The sequence below is a fragment of the Azospirillum sp. genome, from assembly GCF_035628975.1.
Lineage (GTDB): Bacteria > Pseudomonadota > Alphaproteobacteria > Azospirillales > Azospirillaceae > Azospirillum.
Genome location: NZ_DASPIS010000057.1, coordinates 72,918 through 87,702 on the forward strand (window position 1 = coordinate 72,918; position 14,785 = coordinate 87,702).

Here is a 14,785-nt window from a genome sequence, read left to right on the forward strand (position 1 = left end):
CATCTGATGGACTCTAGAACTCGCAGGGGATGATGGTGTGGAACTCCGAGCTCTCGATCAGCTCGCGCACCTGTCCACGAGGATGCTTCAACCGGAAGGTGACGCCCGTCCGCCTTGCCGCATTGTTCGCCAGCACGAGCAGCCCGAGGCCGGCGGAATCGATGTAATCGACGGCGGCGAGGTTCAGGACGCAGTCCGCCACGACGCCCGTCTCCCAGCCGGCGATGATCTCGCGGAACCCGGAATCGGCCTCGAACGTCATCTGGCCGCGAAGCTCCAGTTCACGCAGTCCGCCGCTGTCATGCACCGTGTAGTCCATGCCCCGATCCGCCGTTGCATCCGGCCCCATCCACACACCCGGGCGTGGCGGAGCCCGTCACGGCCACGTTAGCAGAACAGCCGCGGCGCACCAACCCTGAGCCTACATTCCAGGCTCGAACACCGCCACCCGGTTGCGGCCGAGGTGCTTGGCGCGGTAGAGCGCGAGGTCGGCGCGGTGGATCGCCCGCTCCAGCGTGTCGGTGGCTCCCTCCAGCCCGGCGATGCCGATGCTGGCGGTCAGGCGGAAGGTGCCGTCCGGCGCCTCGATCGGCATGCGGGCGAGGTGACGGCGCACCCGCTCGGCCACCACGCGGCTTTCGTCGGCGGTGGCGCCGGGCAGGACCACCACGAACTCCTCCCCGCCCAGCCGGCCCAGCAGGTCGTATTCCCGCAAGATCGCCTGACAGCCGGCGGCGACCATGCGCAGCGCGTCGTCGCCGGTGGCATGGCCGAAGGTGTCGTTGATCCGCTTGAAATGGTCGACGTCCAGCACGAAAACCGACAGCGGCTCGTGGAAGCGGTGAGCGCGGGCCAACTGGGAGCGGGCCAGTTCCATGAAGGAGCGGCGGTTGTAGATGCCGGTCAGCGGATCGCGCGAGGCCATGTCGCGCAGCGCCTCTTCCATGCTGCGGCGTTCGGTGTAGTCGTAGATCCAGGCCAGATTGACCGGCACGCCCTGGATCACCGCCTGATTGACGGTGAACAGCGTCCAGAAGGGCGACCCGTCGGCCCGCTTGAACTGGACCTCCATGTTGGTGACCCCGCCGCCGCCGCGCAGACGTTCCAGGACGCGCAGGCGCTGGTGGCTGTCCAGGTAATAGTCGCGGGCGCGGCTGCCGATCAGCTTCTCCCGCGGCAGGCCAATGAGTTCGGCGAAGCGGGTGTTGACGAAGATGATCCGCCCGTCGTCGCGGCGGGAAACGGAGACGCCGATCGGGCTCTGCTCCAGGATCGCTTCCAGCCGCTCCTCGTTCGGACGGGTTTCCGTCAGTTCGTGGATGGCGCCGACAATGCCCATCGCATGGCCGGACTGGTCGCGGAAGGCGGCCTTGGTCAGGTTGACCATGCGCATCGCGCCCTCCGCCGTGCGGACCGGCGCCTCGTACTGGATGCTGCCCTCCCGCTCCATCACGGCGCGGTCCTGGCCGACATGCTCCCTCGCCATGTCGGGGCCGGTCAGCGCGAAGGTGGTCCGCCGCAGCATGTCCGCCCTGCTGATGCCGGTGAGGCGCGTGAAGGCATCATTGACCGCGATGTATTGGCCGTCGGCATCCTTGACGAACAGCGGCACCGGCGCCGCTTCCAGCAGGGCATCGACCATCGGCATTCCGGCGGGGCCGGGGCGGGAGGGGGCCCCATCGCCGGCCACCTTCTCCTGACGGCACAGGGCGTCGACATCCGTCACCGTCAGCATCCGCAGCGCGTCCGCACCCTGACCGTCGGCGTCGGGATCAGGGGACGGGTCGGCGGGCAAGGGCGTTTCCGCCACCGTCACCCAGCGGACGGCGCCGTCGGCCCGCCGCGCCGGCCATGCCTGCGGCAGACCGCGGTCCAAGTCGAACTTGCACAGGCTCCGCCCCGGCAGCCCGCCCAGCTCGCAGCCGAGCAGCCCATGCAGCGCGGGGTTGGCGTAGCGGATCATCCCCGAGGCCGTGACGATGCAAACCCCGACCGGCAAACGGTCGTAGGCCGACCATGCGGAGTCCCGCATGTCCTGCACGCCACGGTCGGAGATCATTGCCATGCTATCCGAAACCAGCATGGCACACAGTGTCCCATAGAATTTTATTTCCCTGCAACGTCGGCGCGACCCTAAGGGGTCGAAGTGCTCCGGACAGACTTCTAAAAACAGTTGAGTGTATAAAATTTTCGGCGATTGTTCAAGGTGCTGACTTTTTGCTTGGTTGCACCGCTCCAACCTTGTCCCCACCTTGTTCTTAGGTCCCGTACCGGTCGAGTGCGACGCTAAGTCGCTGCCAAGCCTCCTCCGGACCGGGCAGGCCGAAGCGCAGCCAGTCCGGCCGCCGTTCGAACCGGCGCACCAGGATCCCGGCCTCCCCCAGCGCGCGATAGAGACCGGGCGCCCGCCGATCCTCGACGAGGCAGAACAGCGCGGTGCCGCCGACCACCGTCAGGCCGGCACCGGACAGCAGGCGGCGCAGCCGCGCCATCGCATCGTCCAGCATGCCGCGCGTCCCTGCGATCCAGTCGCCGTCGCCGAGCGCCGCCGTGGCGATGGACAGGCCGGGGCCGGACACAGCCCAGGGGCCGACGGCGTCGCGCAACGCCGCCGCCAGCCCGGCCGGCGCCAGCGCGATCCCCAGCCGCAAGCCCGCAAGTCCGAAGAACTTCCCGAAGGAGCGCAGGACCACCAGCCCCGGCCGGCCGGCGAAACGGGCGACGCTCTGCTCCGGTTCCATGTCGGCGAAGGCCTCGTCCACCACCAGCCAGCCGCCGCGTGCCGCCTGCGCCTGTGCCAGCTCCAGCAGCCGCTCCGGCGGCAGGAGCCGGCCATCCGGGTTGTTGGGGTTGACCACGACCAGTACGTCGGCGGCGGAAGTGCCCACCCCATCCACGCCATCGACGCCGCGCACCTCATGGCCGGCCAACGTCCAGCAGCGGGCATGCTCGGCATAGGTCGGCTCCATGACCGCCACCAATCCGGGCGGCAGCAGGCGCGGCAGCAGCTGGATCAGCGCCTGCGAGCCGGAGGCGGCAGCCACCAGCTCCGCCGATGGCGCGCCGTAGCAGGCGGCGGCGGCCACGCGCAGCGCCTCCTCTTCCGCCCGGCCGGGCAGCCGGGTCCAGGCCTGCGGCGGCACCGGCGGCAGCGGGTAGGCCCACGGGTTGATGCCGGTGGACAGGTCGACCCAAGGTTCGGGCGCCGACGGGAAGGCGGCGCGGGCGCCGTCCAGGTCGCCGCCATGCAGCAGCTTGCCGCCTCCGCCCGCCCCGCCCCCACCCGTCACGCGCGGCTTGGTCACCGTGCTGTCTTCGGCCATGATCGCGCCTCCTTCACACCCACCCTCGCGCGGCCAGCCGGCCGCCCCATCCGCTGGAACGTCCCGCCCGTGCCGCTTCATCCCTTCCTGCTCGCCGCCGCGCTCGTGATCGAGGCGGTGGCCGGCTATCCGGACCCACTCTATACCCGCATCCGCCACCCGGTGGTGTGGATCGGTGCGCTTATCGCGCAGCTCGACGGCGCACTCAACCGCGAGGACGACGGTTTCGGACGACGCAAGGCATTCGGCGTGCTGGCGCTGGCGGTGCTGCTGCTGACGGTGGGGGGTGTGGCCGTGGCGGTGGCCTGGGCCTGCCGGCTGCTGCCTTTCGGCTGGCTGATCGAGGCGGCGCTCGCCTCCACCCTGCTGGCCCAGCGCAGCCTGCACGATCATGTGGCGGCGGTCGCCGACGGCTTCCACACCGGCGGTCTGGAGGGCGCCCGCAAGGCGGTGTCGATGATCGTCGGCCGCAACCCCGCCACGCTGGATGAGCCGGCCGTCGCCCGCGCCGCCATCGAAAGCCTTGCGGAGAACTTCTCAGACGGGGTGGTTGCGCCGGCCTTCTGGCTGCTGGTGGGGGGCCTGCCGGGACTGGCGCTCTACAAGGCAATCAACACCGCCGACAGCATGATCGGCCACCGCACGCCGCGCCACGAGGCCTTCGGCTGGGCGGCGGCCCGGCTGGACGATCTGGTCAATCTGCCGGGCTCCCGCCTGACCGCCCTGCTGCTGGTCGGGGCGGCCCGGATGATGGAGGGGGCCGACCCGCGGCAGGCGTGGCGGTCCGTGCGGCAGGACGCCCACCGCCACCGTTCCCCCAACGCCGGCTGGCCGGAAGCGGCGATGGCCGGCGCGCTCGACCTGCGGCTGGGCGGTCCGCGCGTCTATGGCGCCACCCGCATCGAGGATGTCTGGCTCGGCGCCGGCCGCACCGCAGCGACCCCGTCCGACATCGGCCGCGCCCTGGCGCTCTACCGCCGCGCCTGCGGTCTGCTGGTCGGCGGCGCGCTGGTGCTGGCGCTGCTTGGTTGATCCGCTGGGCCGATCCGCTGGGCTGCCGATCCGTCACCGCCCTGCCGCCCGCCGCACCATCAGGAAAATCCGGCGCGCGACTCGCCGCAGCCCGCGCAGCAGGCGGCGGGCGGCCCGGACCGGGGCAGTTTCCTTCAGCCAGGCAAGCCATGCGGTCACCCACCCGTAGGCCCGCGCGAACCAGCCGATGGTCAGCAGCTTCGGCTTGGCGATGTGGAACAGCCGCTCCACCAGGGTGATCTTCACCAACTCCGCCCCGGCGATCACGGCGGCGCCGGCCAGCGGCCGCCCGGTGGCGAACAGCCATGCCCCGGCCGGCTTCGCCGGTTCCAGCAGGGCCAGCGGCACCAGGACGAGCAGCAGCGACGGGTAGGGTCCCAGCCCGGCGATCCAGGCGCCGATCCAACGGCCGACGCGCGCGAAGACCGGAAGTCGTGCGATCCGGCGCAGGACAGGCCGCACCACCCAATAGGCCAGCGCATCCAGAAGGAAGTACACCAGTGCCGCCAGCGTCCCCACCGGACGAAGCAGGCGGCCCGCCGACGAGCCGGAATGGGAGCGCGAAGGAGCCGACCGTTCGGGAGAATCGGGGCCATGCGGCTGCCCGGAGGAGGAGTGCCTGATCATCCGTCATATCCCGCCGGACGGCGTAGGTCGCAGTCTACCACCAAGGCGAGCCTTTCGTTCGTGGGAAGGGACTGGCACTGTCCCCCCAATTGTCTCCGCACATATGCAAACGATATCGCTACAAACCCGATCAGTCCGTACAACTCACCACGAACCCCGTGCCCGGCCAATACGACCCACTGCTCGTCGCCTTATCCTACGTCATCGCCGTCTTCGGCGGTTACGTTGCCCTGGATTTGGCGAATCATGCCCGCGTCAGCGAGGGCAGTCTCCGAAGTGGCGGCCGCGGCGACGTGCGTCGGCTGGCCGGTGCTGCGCTGGCGCTGGGCGCCGGGATCTGGTCGATGCACTTCATCGGCATGCTGGCCTACCGCAGCGACGTGCCGATCGGCTACGACGCCGGTCTGACGGCTCTCTCCTTCCTGCTGGCGGTCGCCGTATCCGGTGCCGGGCTGTTCGCGGTGGCCCGCAATCGGCCGCGCCGCTTCACCCTCGGCGTTGCCGGAACACTCACCGGTCTCGGCATCGTCAGCATGCACTATGTGGGAATGGCGGGCATGCGCATGGACATGGAACTGTCCTACGACCTCCTTCTGGTCGCCGTCTCCGTCGTCATCGCCATCGTCGCCTCGACCGCGGCCTTGTGGCTGGCCTTCCGCACCCGGCGCCCGCTGCAGCGCGCCGCCGGCGCCGTTCTGCTGGGACTGGGCGTGGTGACGATGCATTATACCGGCATGGCCGCGGCGGGCATGGAGCCGGTTACGGAGTTGAGCGCCGCCGGACAGGTCCTGGCGCCCGCCCATCAGGCAGGACACCAACCGGAGATGACGGCCACGGGCCAGGGAATCGCGTTGTCCTCCACCCTTCTCGCCATCATGACCGGGCTCGGGACGCTGCTTCTTCTGTGCCTCGCTTTGCTGTCCTCCCTGCTCGACCGCCGGCAGCAGGCGGACCGCTCGGCGGAGCAGGAGGCGCGCTACCGCGCCATCGTCGACACCGCGGTCGATCCCATCATCCTGATCGACGACCGCGGCACCGTGCAGTCCTTCAACCATGCCGCGGAGAAGACCTTCGGCTACCGCGCCGACGAGGTGATCGGCCGCAACGTCAACATGCTGATGCCGGAGCCCTACCGCACCGCCCATGACGGCTATCTCGACCGCTACCACCGCACGGGAGAGCGGCGGATCGTCGGCATCGGCCGCGAGGTGGAGGGGTTGCGAAAGGACGGGAGCACCTTCCCGCTCGACCTGTCGGTCGGTGAATGGCATGTCGGCAAGCGGCGCATGTACACCGGGATCATGCGCGACATCACCGCCCGCAAGGCGGCGGAGGAAGCGATCCTGCGCGCCCGCGACGAGGCGGAAGCCGCGAGGGTCGAGGCGGTGCAGGCTCGCGACGACGCCCAGCGCGCCGACCGCGCCAAGACGAAGTTCCTGGCCGCCGCCAGCCACGACCTGCGCCAGCCGCTGCAATCGCTGTTCTTCTTCGCCCACGCGTTATCGGACAAGCTGGAGGACCACCCGACCGCCCCGCTTCTGGCCAGCATGACCGAATCGCTGACCGGCCTGCGGGTGATGCTGGACAGCCTGCTGGACGTCTCGCGCCTGGATGCCGGGGTGGTGAAGCCCGGCGTCACTGATTTCGCGCTCGGCCCCCTGCTGGACCGGCTGGCTGAGGAATACCGCCTCCGCGCTGCCGAATCGGGCCTCGTGCTGCGCCACGTCCCGACCTCCGCCTGGACCAGCAGCGATCCCGCCCTGCTGGAGCGCATCCTGCGCAATCTGATCGAGAACGCGATCCGTTACACCGAGCGTGGCCGCATCCTGCTCGGCTGCCTGCATCGCGGCGGCGGGCTGCGGCTGGCGGTGCTGGACCAGGGCATCGGCATTCCCGCCGACAAGACCCAGGACATCTTCCAGGAGTTCACCCAGCTCGCCAACCCGGAGCGGGACCGGCGCAAGGGCCTCGGCCTCGGCCTGGCGATCGTGCGGCGGCTGGCCGGGCTGCTGGAGCACGAGGTGGCCGTGCGCTCCACGCCACAGCGGGGCAGCGGCTTCTTCCTCGACCTGCCGGCGGCGGTGCCGCGCCCGATCCCGAAGCCGGTGCGTCTGCCGGTGGAGCCGGCCCGTGCCAAGGGCCTGATCGTGGTGGTCGACGACGACACCATCATCCTGCTGAGCATGCGCGCGATGCTGGAGGAATGGGGATACGACGTGGTGGCCGCGGTGTCGGCCGACGAGGCGATCGAATCGCTGCTTAATCTGGGCCGGCAGCCGGCGATGATCGTCGCCGACTACCGCCTGCGCGAAGGCCGGACCGGCGTGGAGGCGATCCGCGACATCTACGGCGTCTGCGGCGTGCGCGTCCCCGCCGTGGTGCTGACCGGCGACACCGACCCCGCCCGTATCGCCGAGGTCCAGCGCAGCGGCCACCGCCTGATCCACAAGCCGGTGTCCGCCCCCATGCTGCGGGAAATCCTGACTTCCGCAGCCTGAGGGGCAGCCTGAGGGTTCAGGCCCGAAAAAGCGTTCGCCTCCACCCATGCAGCCCTGGACGCACAGGCGGCCGGGAACTAGCATCCGCCACCCGAACGAGCCTCCGGCGGCCCCCGCCCGTCGCCGCCCCATTCTCTCCCACGGACCGTAATGCTGCGCCGTTCCCTGATCCGCGCCGGCGAGACCTGCGCTTTCCACCTCCGCGCCGCCCTGGCGCGTGCGCTGTCCCGCCCCGCTCCTCCGCCTGCCGCGCCTCCTCCCGTCGGCTATCCGCCGCACCAGACGCAGCAGGGGCCGGTCCAATATCCAGGCGCGCCCTATCCCGGTGCCCCCTATCCCCAGGCGCCGCAACAGCCGGCCCATCCGTCCAACGGCTATCCCCCGGGCGGCTATCCCCCGGGCGGCTATCCGCCCGCCCCGCCCCCCTATCCGCAGCAGCCCGTTCCGCCCCCCGTTCCACCCCATGGCGGCCAGCCGGCCTACGGCACGCAGCCTCCCTATGCCCCGCCTCCGCCGAACCGCCCGCGCATCCGCCTGCCGCGCGGGCGCTGGGGCAAGGTCGCGGCGGTCGCCGGGGTGCTGGTGCTGGTGCCGCTGGCGGCTCTGCTCGGCACCTATCTGTGGATGCGGGCGCAGCAGCCGCAGACCAGCGGCACCGTCGCCATTCCCGGCAGCGGCGCCCCGGCGGAGATCGCCCGCGACGGCCAGGGCGTCGTCCACATCTTCGCCGCGACGGAGCGCGACGCCTACCGCGCGCTGGGCTATGCCCACGCCCAGGACCGGCTGTGGCAGATGGAGACGATGCGCCGGGCTGGCGCCGGCCGGCTGGCCGAGCTGATCGGCATCAAATACGGCGACTTCGCGCTGCGCACCGACCGGCTGATGCGCACGCTGGGGGTCCGCCGCTCGGCCGAGGCGATGGCCGCCACCCTGTCGCCCGACGCCCGCGCCGCCTTCGACGCCTATGCCGAGGGCGTGAACGCCTATCTCGAAACGCGCTCCGAAGCGCTGCCGCTCGAATTTCAGCTTCTGCGCCACACGCCGGAGCCCTGGACCGTCGCCGACAGCCTCGTCTGGGCCAAGTTGATGGCGCTGCAGTTGTCCGCCAACTACCGGGACGAGCTGTTCCGCTCCCGCGTGCTGGAGCGGCTGTCGCCGCAGCAGATCGACGACCTGTTCCCGCCCGACGCCCCGGGGTCGCCCACCACGCTGGCCGGCGAGCTGCGCGGCATGGACATGCGGGACATGGTGCGCCGCACCCTGGCGGCCCTGCCGCAGATGGGCTTCGACACCGCGTCGAACGAATGGGTGCTGACCGGGGCACGCACCACCACCGGCAAGCCGATCCTCGCCAACGACCCGCATCTGGGTCTGGAGGCGCCGATCCTCTGGTATCTCGCACGCATCGTGACGCCGGGCTTCACCAGCGCCGGGGCCACCGTGCCGGGCGTGCCGCTGACCATCCTCGGCCACAACGGCAAGGTCGCCTGGGGCTTCACCACCACCCACAGCGACACCCAGGACCTGTTCGTCGAGAAGCCGGATCCGCGGGACCCGGCCCGTTATCTGACCCCTGACGGCAGCGAACCTTTCGAGACACGGGCGGAGACCATCGCCGTCGCCGGCGAGGCGTCGCAGACGCTGACCGTGCGCAGCACGCGCCACGGCCCCGTCATCTCCGACCTCGACACCGCGCCGGCTGATGGCGCAGGCGGAAACGCGCCGGGCCCAGTGCTGGCGCTGTCCTTCCCCGGCCTTGCCGACGACGACACCAGCGCCGAGGCGCTGTACCGCCTGAACCATGCCGCGACGGCGGAAGCCGCGCGCGACGCGCTGCGCCTGCATGTCGCCCCGCAGCAGAACGTCGTCTATGCCGACGTGACCGGGGAGGTCGGCTTCATCACCCCCGGCCGGGTGCCGATCCGCCGCAAGGGCGACGGGCGCGTGCCGGTTCCGGGCTGGACCGGGGAGTATGACTGGACCGGCTTCCTGCCCTATTACGCGTTGCCGCAGGCGGTGAACCCGCCATCGGGCCAGTTCGTCAACGCCAACAACGCGGTGGTCGGGCGCGATTATCCCTACCGCCTCGCCACCGAATGGCCGGACCCGTCGCGCGCCAGGCGCATCGTCGAGATGCTGGGCGCCGGACGGCATTCCGTCGAGGACGTGGCGCGCCAGCAGATGGACATCGTCTCGCTGCCCGCCCGCGACTTCCTGCCGGAATTGTTGAAATACCCGACACCTCCGGGCCTTGCCGGCGACGCGGGGACGCTGCTGCGCGGCTGGGACGGACGGATGGACCGCGAGCGGCCGGAGCCGCTGATCTTCACCATGTGGCTGCGGGAACTGGTGCGGGCGGTCTTCGCCGACGAGTTGGGCGCCGATTTCGCCGCCTACTGGGACCTGCGGCCGGAGGCGCTGCGCCGGGTCATCCACGAGCGGCCGGACTGGTGCGACGACGTCAGCACCCCGCAGAAGGAAAGCTGCGCCGACATGATCGGCCGCTCGCTGGAGACCGCGGTGGCGGCGCTGGCCGAGCGCCACGGTTCCAGCCCGAAAAGCTGGCGCTGGGGCGACGACCACAAGGTGGCGCTGGCCCACCGGATGCTGAGCCGCCTGCCGCTGATCGGCGGGACCGCGGACCTGTCGGTGGAGACCGACGGCGATTACTTCACCGTGAACCGCGGATCGACCACCATCCGCGATTCCGCCAACCCGTTTCGCCATGTCCACGGGTCCGGGTTCCGCGCGGTCTATGATCTGGCCGACCTGGACAATTCCCGTTTCGTGATCGCCACCGGCCAGTCCGGCAACATCTGGTCCCGCCATTGGGGCGATCTGGTGGAGATGTGGCGCGGCGGCGGCGCGTTGCGTCTGGCCGGCGACCGTGGCACGCTGGTCTCGGCAGGGGCGGAGGTGCTGACACTCACACCACGCAACACCGGGACAAGCAACAAATGACCATAACTCTGGAGGACGTGCGCGCCGCTGCGGCGCGCATCGCGGGGCATCTGCCCCGAACGCCCACGGTGCCGGCGCCCCGCCTGGGGGACATGGCGGGATGCCGGATGCACCTGAAGCTGGAGAACCTGCACGCCACCTCCTCCTTCAAGGAGCGCGGCGCGCTGAACAAGCTTTTGTCGCTGGGCGAGGCGGAGCGCCGCGCCGGCGTCATCGCCATGTCCGCCGGCAACCATGCCCAGGCGGTGGCCTGCCATGCCACCCGGCTCGGCATCCGTTCCACCATCGTCATGCCCGGCTTCACCCCCTTCACCAAGGTGGAGCGCACCGAGAATCTCGGCGCCACCGTCGAGCTGCATGGCGAGACGCTGAGCGAGGCCGCCGCCTTCGCCCAAGACCTCGCCGCACGCGACGGGCTGACCTTCGTCCATCCCTACGACGACCCGCTGGTGGCCGCCGGCCAGGGCACCGCGGCGCTGGAACTGCTGGAGGACGTGCCGGATCTCGACGTACTGGTGATCCCCATCGGCGGCGGCGGGCTGATCGCCGGGATGGCGACGGCGGCCAAGGCGCTGCGGCCGGACCTGGAGATCATCGGTGTCCAGTGCAGCCTCTACCCCGCGGTGCGGCAGGCGCTTGCCGGACAGCCGATCACCTGCGGCGGCGCCACGGTGGCGGAAGGCATCGCGGTGAAGGCGCCGGGCGCCCTGACCCTGCCGATCATCCGCGCCCTGGTCGACGACGTGGTGGAGGTGGGCGAAGCGCGGCTGGAGGAAGCGGTCTACCGCCTCGCCACCGTGCAGAAGCAGGTCGCCGAAGGGGCCGGCGCCGCGGCGCTCGCCGCCGTGCTGGAGGAACCGGAGCGCTACCGCGGCCGCAAGGTCGGCATCGTGCTGTCGGGCGGCAACATCGACTCCCGCATCATGGCCCAGGTGCTGATGCGCGGGCTGGTCTATGAGGGCCGCATCGTCCGCCTGCGCATCGGCATCACCGACGCCCCCGGCGCTCTCGCCCGCGTCACCCGCCTGCTGGGCGAGGCCGGCGCCAACATCGTCGAAGTCCACCACCAGCGCCTGTTCCACAATGTGCCGGTGAAGATGGCGGAGGTCGACGTGGTCCTGGAAACCCGCAACCAGACCCATGTCGACGCGCTGATCGCCCGCATGACGGACGCCGGATACCCGACCACGCTGATGGTCGAGGTGGGGTGACGGTCACGCCCTCTCCCGCGACGGGAGAGGGTTTTCCTCCCAATGCCTGAAAATTGACCAGCCGGACAGACACGGCCCGAAAATTGTGCGCCTGCCGGAACAGCACCCGGCCCGCGCATTGTCCATCCCGTCAGTTCCTGTCCCGGCAGACAGGTTTTCCCTCAGTGAAAACAAAGCGCTGCCCCTTTACACCAGCCCCCTCGCTTCGTCTGGCTCGCTTCTTGCTCCCGTTCCCCGCGAGAGACGCCAACGCGAAGGGACGAACGCCGTGCCAGCCGCCCAGCCCGCACCGCTCACTCTGGTACCGCCGGCCGCCGAACCGGCGCCGCGCACCATCGTCGACATCCGCAACCTGACGCTGACCTATCAGGCCGCCGACCATCCGGTCTACGCGCTGAGCGACGTCAGCCTGTCCATCGCCAAGGGCGACTTCATCTCGCTGATCGGCCCCAGCGGCTGCGGCAAGACCACGCTGATGCGGGTGGTGGCCGACCTGGAGCAGCCGACTTCCGGCGAGGTGACGGTCAACGGCATGACGCCGGAACAGGCACGGCTGAAGCGTGCCTACGGCTATGTCTTCCAGGCTCCGGCGCTCTATCCGTGGCGCAGTGTGGAGCGCAACGTCATGCTGCCGCTGGAGATCATGGGACTGCCCAAGGCCGAGCGGCATCAGCGCGCCCGCGAACAGCTGGAGCTGGTCGGCCTGTCGGGCTTCGAGCGCAAGTTCCCCTGGCAGCTGTCCGGCGGCATGCAGCAGCGCGTGTCCATCGCCCGCGCACTGGCCTTCAATCCCGACCTGCTGTTGATGGACGAGCCGTTCGGCGCGCTGGACGAGATCACCCGCGACCACCTGAATTTGCAGCTCACCCGCCTGTGGCTGGAGACGCGCAAGACCTGCATCTTCGTCACCCACTCCATCGCCGAGGCGGTGTTCCTCTCCACCCGCATCGTGGTGATGAGCCCGCGGCCCGGCCGCATCCTCGACGTCATCGACTGCGACGGCGACCTGCCGCGCGAGCGCACGCTGGACATCCGCGAAAGCCCGGAGTTCCAGCGCATCGCCCACCGTGTCCGCGAAGGGCTGATGGAGGGCCACAGCTATGACGACTAAGGGCTCCTTGCCGGTGGCGATCATGGCGCTGGCGGTGCTGGTGCTGTGGTACGTGGGCGCCGTCTGGCTGAACGCGCCTATGGCGACCGATGCGCTGAACCGCGCCGGCCAAAGCTGGACCACCGCGGATCTGATCCGCGCCACGCTGGCGATGAAACGGCCGATCCTGCCGACGCCGGACCAGGTGGCGCTGGACCTCTACACCTCCCTGACCGGCCATCCGGTGACCAGCATCCGCAACCTGCTCTACCACACCGGCGTCACCGCCGGGGCGGCGCTGGCCGGCTTCGGCATGGGGGTGGTTCTGGGGGTGGCGCTGGCGGCGGGGATCGTCCAGGCGCGCACGCTGGAATCGAGCCTGCTGCCCTGGGTCATCGCGTCGCAGACCGTGCCGATCCTGGCGATCGCGCCGATGATCGTGGTGATCCTCGGCAACCTGGGCTTCACCGGGCTGCTGCCCAAGGCGATCATCGCCATGTATCTGTGCTTCTTCCCGATCACCATCGGCATGGTGAAGGGGCTGCGCTCCGCCGATCCGCTGACGCTGGACCTGATGCGGACCTACAGCGCCGGGACGGCCCAGACCTTCCGGCTGCTGCGCCTGCCGGCCTCCCTACCATACCTGTTCACCAGCCTGAAGATCGCGGTCGCCGCCAGCGTCGTCGGCGCCATCGTCGCCGAACTGCCGACCGGCGGGCAGGCGGGGCTGGGCGCCCGGCTGCTGTCCGGTTCCTATTACGGCCAGACCGTGCAGATCTGGAGCGCGCTGGTGATGGCCGCGCTGCTCAGTGTCACGCTGGTAGCCGCCGTGGGCCTCGCCGAGCGGGCGCTGGTGCCGGGCGGACGGGGAGGTGCACGATGAGCCTTCCGCAAACCCGCCCCACCATGGCCCGCCCCACCATGGCCCCTTGGCCGCTGGTGATGCTGGCCGCCCCGTTGCTGCCCTTCGCCAGACAGGAGGGCGCCACCCTGTTCCTGCCGCAGCTTCCCATTGCGCTGGCCCTGTTCGCGCTGACCGTTACAACGATCCTCGCCCGCCGCCTGCCCGGCTCCACCCTGGGCGAGGCACTGCTCTTGCTGGTAGGCGTCGCCGCCGCCTATGCCGCACCGCTGGTGCTGCTGAACCAGGGCTACGGGCTCGCCCAGGCCGGCGGACTGTGGGTCTGGCTGGCAGGCGCCACGCTGCTGCTGTGGCGGGTGCTGGCCTTGCTGGCGGAGGTCAGCGGTCCGGCGCGGCTGGCCGGGCCCGCTCTGTTCGGGCTGGCGCTGGTGATGCTGTGGGAGATCCTGACCCGCGGCTTCCAGGTGCCGACCATCCTGCTGCCGCCGCCCAGCGCGGTGCTGTCCGCCTTCGCCGTCCATGCCGCCGATCTGTGGGACGATTTCCGCCAGACGGTGCTGATCTCCGTCCTGCGCGGCTATCTGATCGGCTGCGGCGCCGGATTCCTCGTGGCGATCCTGGCCGACCGGGTGCCATTCCTGGCGCGGGGGCTGCTGCCGCTGGGCAACCTCGCCAGCGCGGTGCCGGTGGTGGGCATCGCGCCGATCATGGTGATGTGGTTCGGCTTCGACTGGCAGTCCAAGGCCGCCGTCATCGTGGTGATGACCTTCTTCCCCATGCTGATCAACACGCTGGCCGGGCTGCAGAGCGCCGAGCGCATCCAACTGGACCTGATGCGGTCCTACGGCGCCGGTTACTGGCGCACGCTGGCGATGCTGCGGCTTCCCTGCGCCTTGCCCTTTTTGTTCAACGGACTGAAGATCAACTCAACCTTGGCCCTGATCGGGGCCATCGTCGCCGAGTTCTTCGGGACGCCGGTGGTGGGGATGGGCTTCCGCATCTCCACCCAGGTCGCCCGGATGAATCTGGATGTCGTGTGGGCGACCATCGCCGTCGCCGCGCTCACCGGATCGCTGCTCTACGGCGCATTGGCGCTGGCGGAGCGGCGCGTCACCGCCTGGCACCCGTCTTTGCGCAAACGCTGACCGACTTTCCGTCCTTCAAGCCAAACCAAACTCCAG

The 14,785-nt window shown here is 70.2% G+C and carries 11 protein-coding genes; 7 read left to right on the forward strand and 4 right to left on the reverse strand.

Going from position 1 to position 14,785, the window contains the following annotated elements; translation table 11 throughout:
* Window positions 1–13: 13 nt before the first annotated feature.
* The 3 genes from VD964_RS13090 to cobD form a co-directional block, all read right to left on the reverse strand.
* On the reverse strand, window positions 14–319 hold the full coding sequence (locus tag VD964_RS13090; protein WP_324869014.1) for an STAS domain-containing protein: 306 nt from the start codon (window positions 317–319) through the stop codon (window positions 14–16).
* A 102-nt stretch (window positions 320–421) separates the two neighbouring features.
* Entirely contained in the window at window positions 422–2,065 is a 1,644-nt protein-coding gene (locus VD964_RS13095) for a diguanylate cyclase (RefSeq protein WP_324869015.1), read from the reverse strand.
* A gap of 193 nt (window positions 2,066–2,258) precedes the next feature.
* Complete coding sequence (cobD, locus tag VD964_RS13100; RefSeq protein WP_324869016.1) at window positions 2,259–3,323, reverse strand: threonine-phosphate decarboxylase CobD; 1,065 nt, start codon at window positions 3,321–3,323, stop codon at window positions 2,259–2,261.
* A 69-nt stretch (window positions 3,324–3,392) separates the two neighbouring features.
* Here cobD and cbiB point away from each other — a divergent pair, with 69 nt between their 5' ends.
* Window positions 3,393–4,355, forward strand: a complete 963-nt coding sequence (gene cbiB, locus VD964_RS13105) for an adenosylcobinamide-phosphate synthase CbiB (protein ID WP_324869017.1) — start codon at window positions 3,393–3,395, stop codon at window positions 4,353–4,355.
* A 33-nt stretch (window positions 4,356–4,388) separates the two neighbouring features.
* Here cbiB and VD964_RS13110 read toward each other — a convergent pair whose 3' ends face one another.
* The gene (locus tag VD964_RS13110) at window positions 4,389–4,982 is read right to left on the reverse strand and encodes a hypothetical protein (protein WP_324869018.1); all 594 of its coding nucleotides are present in this window, start codon (window positions 4,980–4,982) and stop codon (window positions 4,389–4,391) included.
* Window positions 4,983–5,140: 158 nt separating this feature from the next.
* On the opposite strand from VD964_RS13110, the gene VD964_RS13115 reads away from it, so the two are divergent.
* The 6 genes from VD964_RS13115 to VD964_RS13140 all read left to right on the forward strand — a co-directional run bounded on the left by VD964_RS13115 (window position 5,141) and on the right by VD964_RS13140 (window position 14,749).
* Window positions 5,141–7,480, forward strand: coding sequence for a hybrid sensor histidine kinase/response regulator (locus tag VD964_RS13115; RefSeq protein ID WP_324869019.1), 2,340 nt, complete (start codon window positions 5,141–5,143; stop codon window positions 7,478–7,480).
* A 150-nt stretch (window positions 7,481–7,630) separates the two neighbouring features.
* The gene (locus VD964_RS13120; protein WP_324869020.1) at window positions 7,631–10,441 is read left to right on the forward strand and encodes a penicillin acylase family protein; all 2,811 of its coding nucleotides are present in this window, start codon (window positions 7,631–7,633) and stop codon (window positions 10,439–10,441) included.
* Window positions 10,438–11,652, forward strand: coding sequence for a threonine ammonia-lyase (locus tag VD964_RS13125; protein ID WP_324869021.1), 1,215 nt, complete (start codon window positions 10,438–10,440; stop codon window positions 11,650–11,652). The genes VD964_RS13120 and VD964_RS13125 overlap by 4 nt, the downstream gene beginning before the upstream one ends.
* Window positions 11,653–11,950: 298 nt before the next feature.
* Entirely contained in the window at window positions 11,951–12,763 is an 813-nt protein-coding gene (locus tag VD964_RS13130) for an ABC transporter ATP-binding protein (RefSeq protein WP_414637145.1), read from the forward strand.
* Complete coding sequence (locus tag VD964_RS13135; protein ID WP_324869023.1) at window positions 12,753–13,625, forward strand: ABC transporter permease; 873 nt, start codon at window positions 12,753–12,755, stop codon at window positions 13,623–13,625. The genes VD964_RS13130 and VD964_RS13135 overlap by 11 nt, the downstream gene beginning before the upstream one ends.
* Window positions 13,622–14,749, forward strand: a complete 1,128-nt coding sequence (locus tag VD964_RS13140; protein WP_324869024.1) for an ABC transporter permease — start codon at window positions 13,622–13,624, stop codon at window positions 14,747–14,749. The genes VD964_RS13135 and VD964_RS13140 overlap by 4 nt, the downstream gene beginning before the upstream one ends.
* Window positions 14,750–14,785 lie beyond the last annotated feature (36 nt).

Bases quoted from the DNA above. Each gene is read 5' to 3' on its own strand.
- VD964_RS13090 (WP_324869014.1), bottom strand. From the start codon at position 319: ATGGACTACACGGTGCATGACAGCGGCGGACTGCGTGAACTGGAGCTT.
- VD964_RS13095 (WP_324869015.1), bottom strand. From the start codon at position 2,065: ATGGCAATGATCTCCGACCGTGGCGTGCAGGACATGCGGGACTCCGCA.
- cobD (WP_324869016.1), bottom strand. From the start codon at position 3,323: ATGGCCGAAGACAGCACGGTGACCAAGCCGCGCGTGACGGGTGGGGGC.
- VD964_RS13110 (WP_324869018.1), bottom strand. From the start codon at position 4,982: ATGATCAGGCACTCCTCCTCCGGGCAGCCGCATGGCCCCGATTCTCCC.
- VD964_RS13120 (WP_324869020.1), top strand. From the start codon at position 7,631: ATGCTGCGCCGTTCCCTGATCCGCGCCGGCGAGACCTGCGCTTTCCAC.
- VD964_RS13125 (WP_324869021.1), top strand. From the start codon at position 10,438: ATGACCATAACTCTGGAGGACGTGCGCGCCGCTGCGGCGCGCATCGCG.
- VD964_RS13135 (WP_324869023.1), top strand. From the start codon at position 12,753: ATGACGACTAAGGGCTCCTTGCCGGTGGCGATCATGGCGCTGGCGGTG.
- VD964_RS13140 (WP_324869024.1), top strand. From the start codon at position 13,622: ATGAGCCTTCCGCAAACCCGCCCCACCATGGCCCGCCCCACCATGGCC.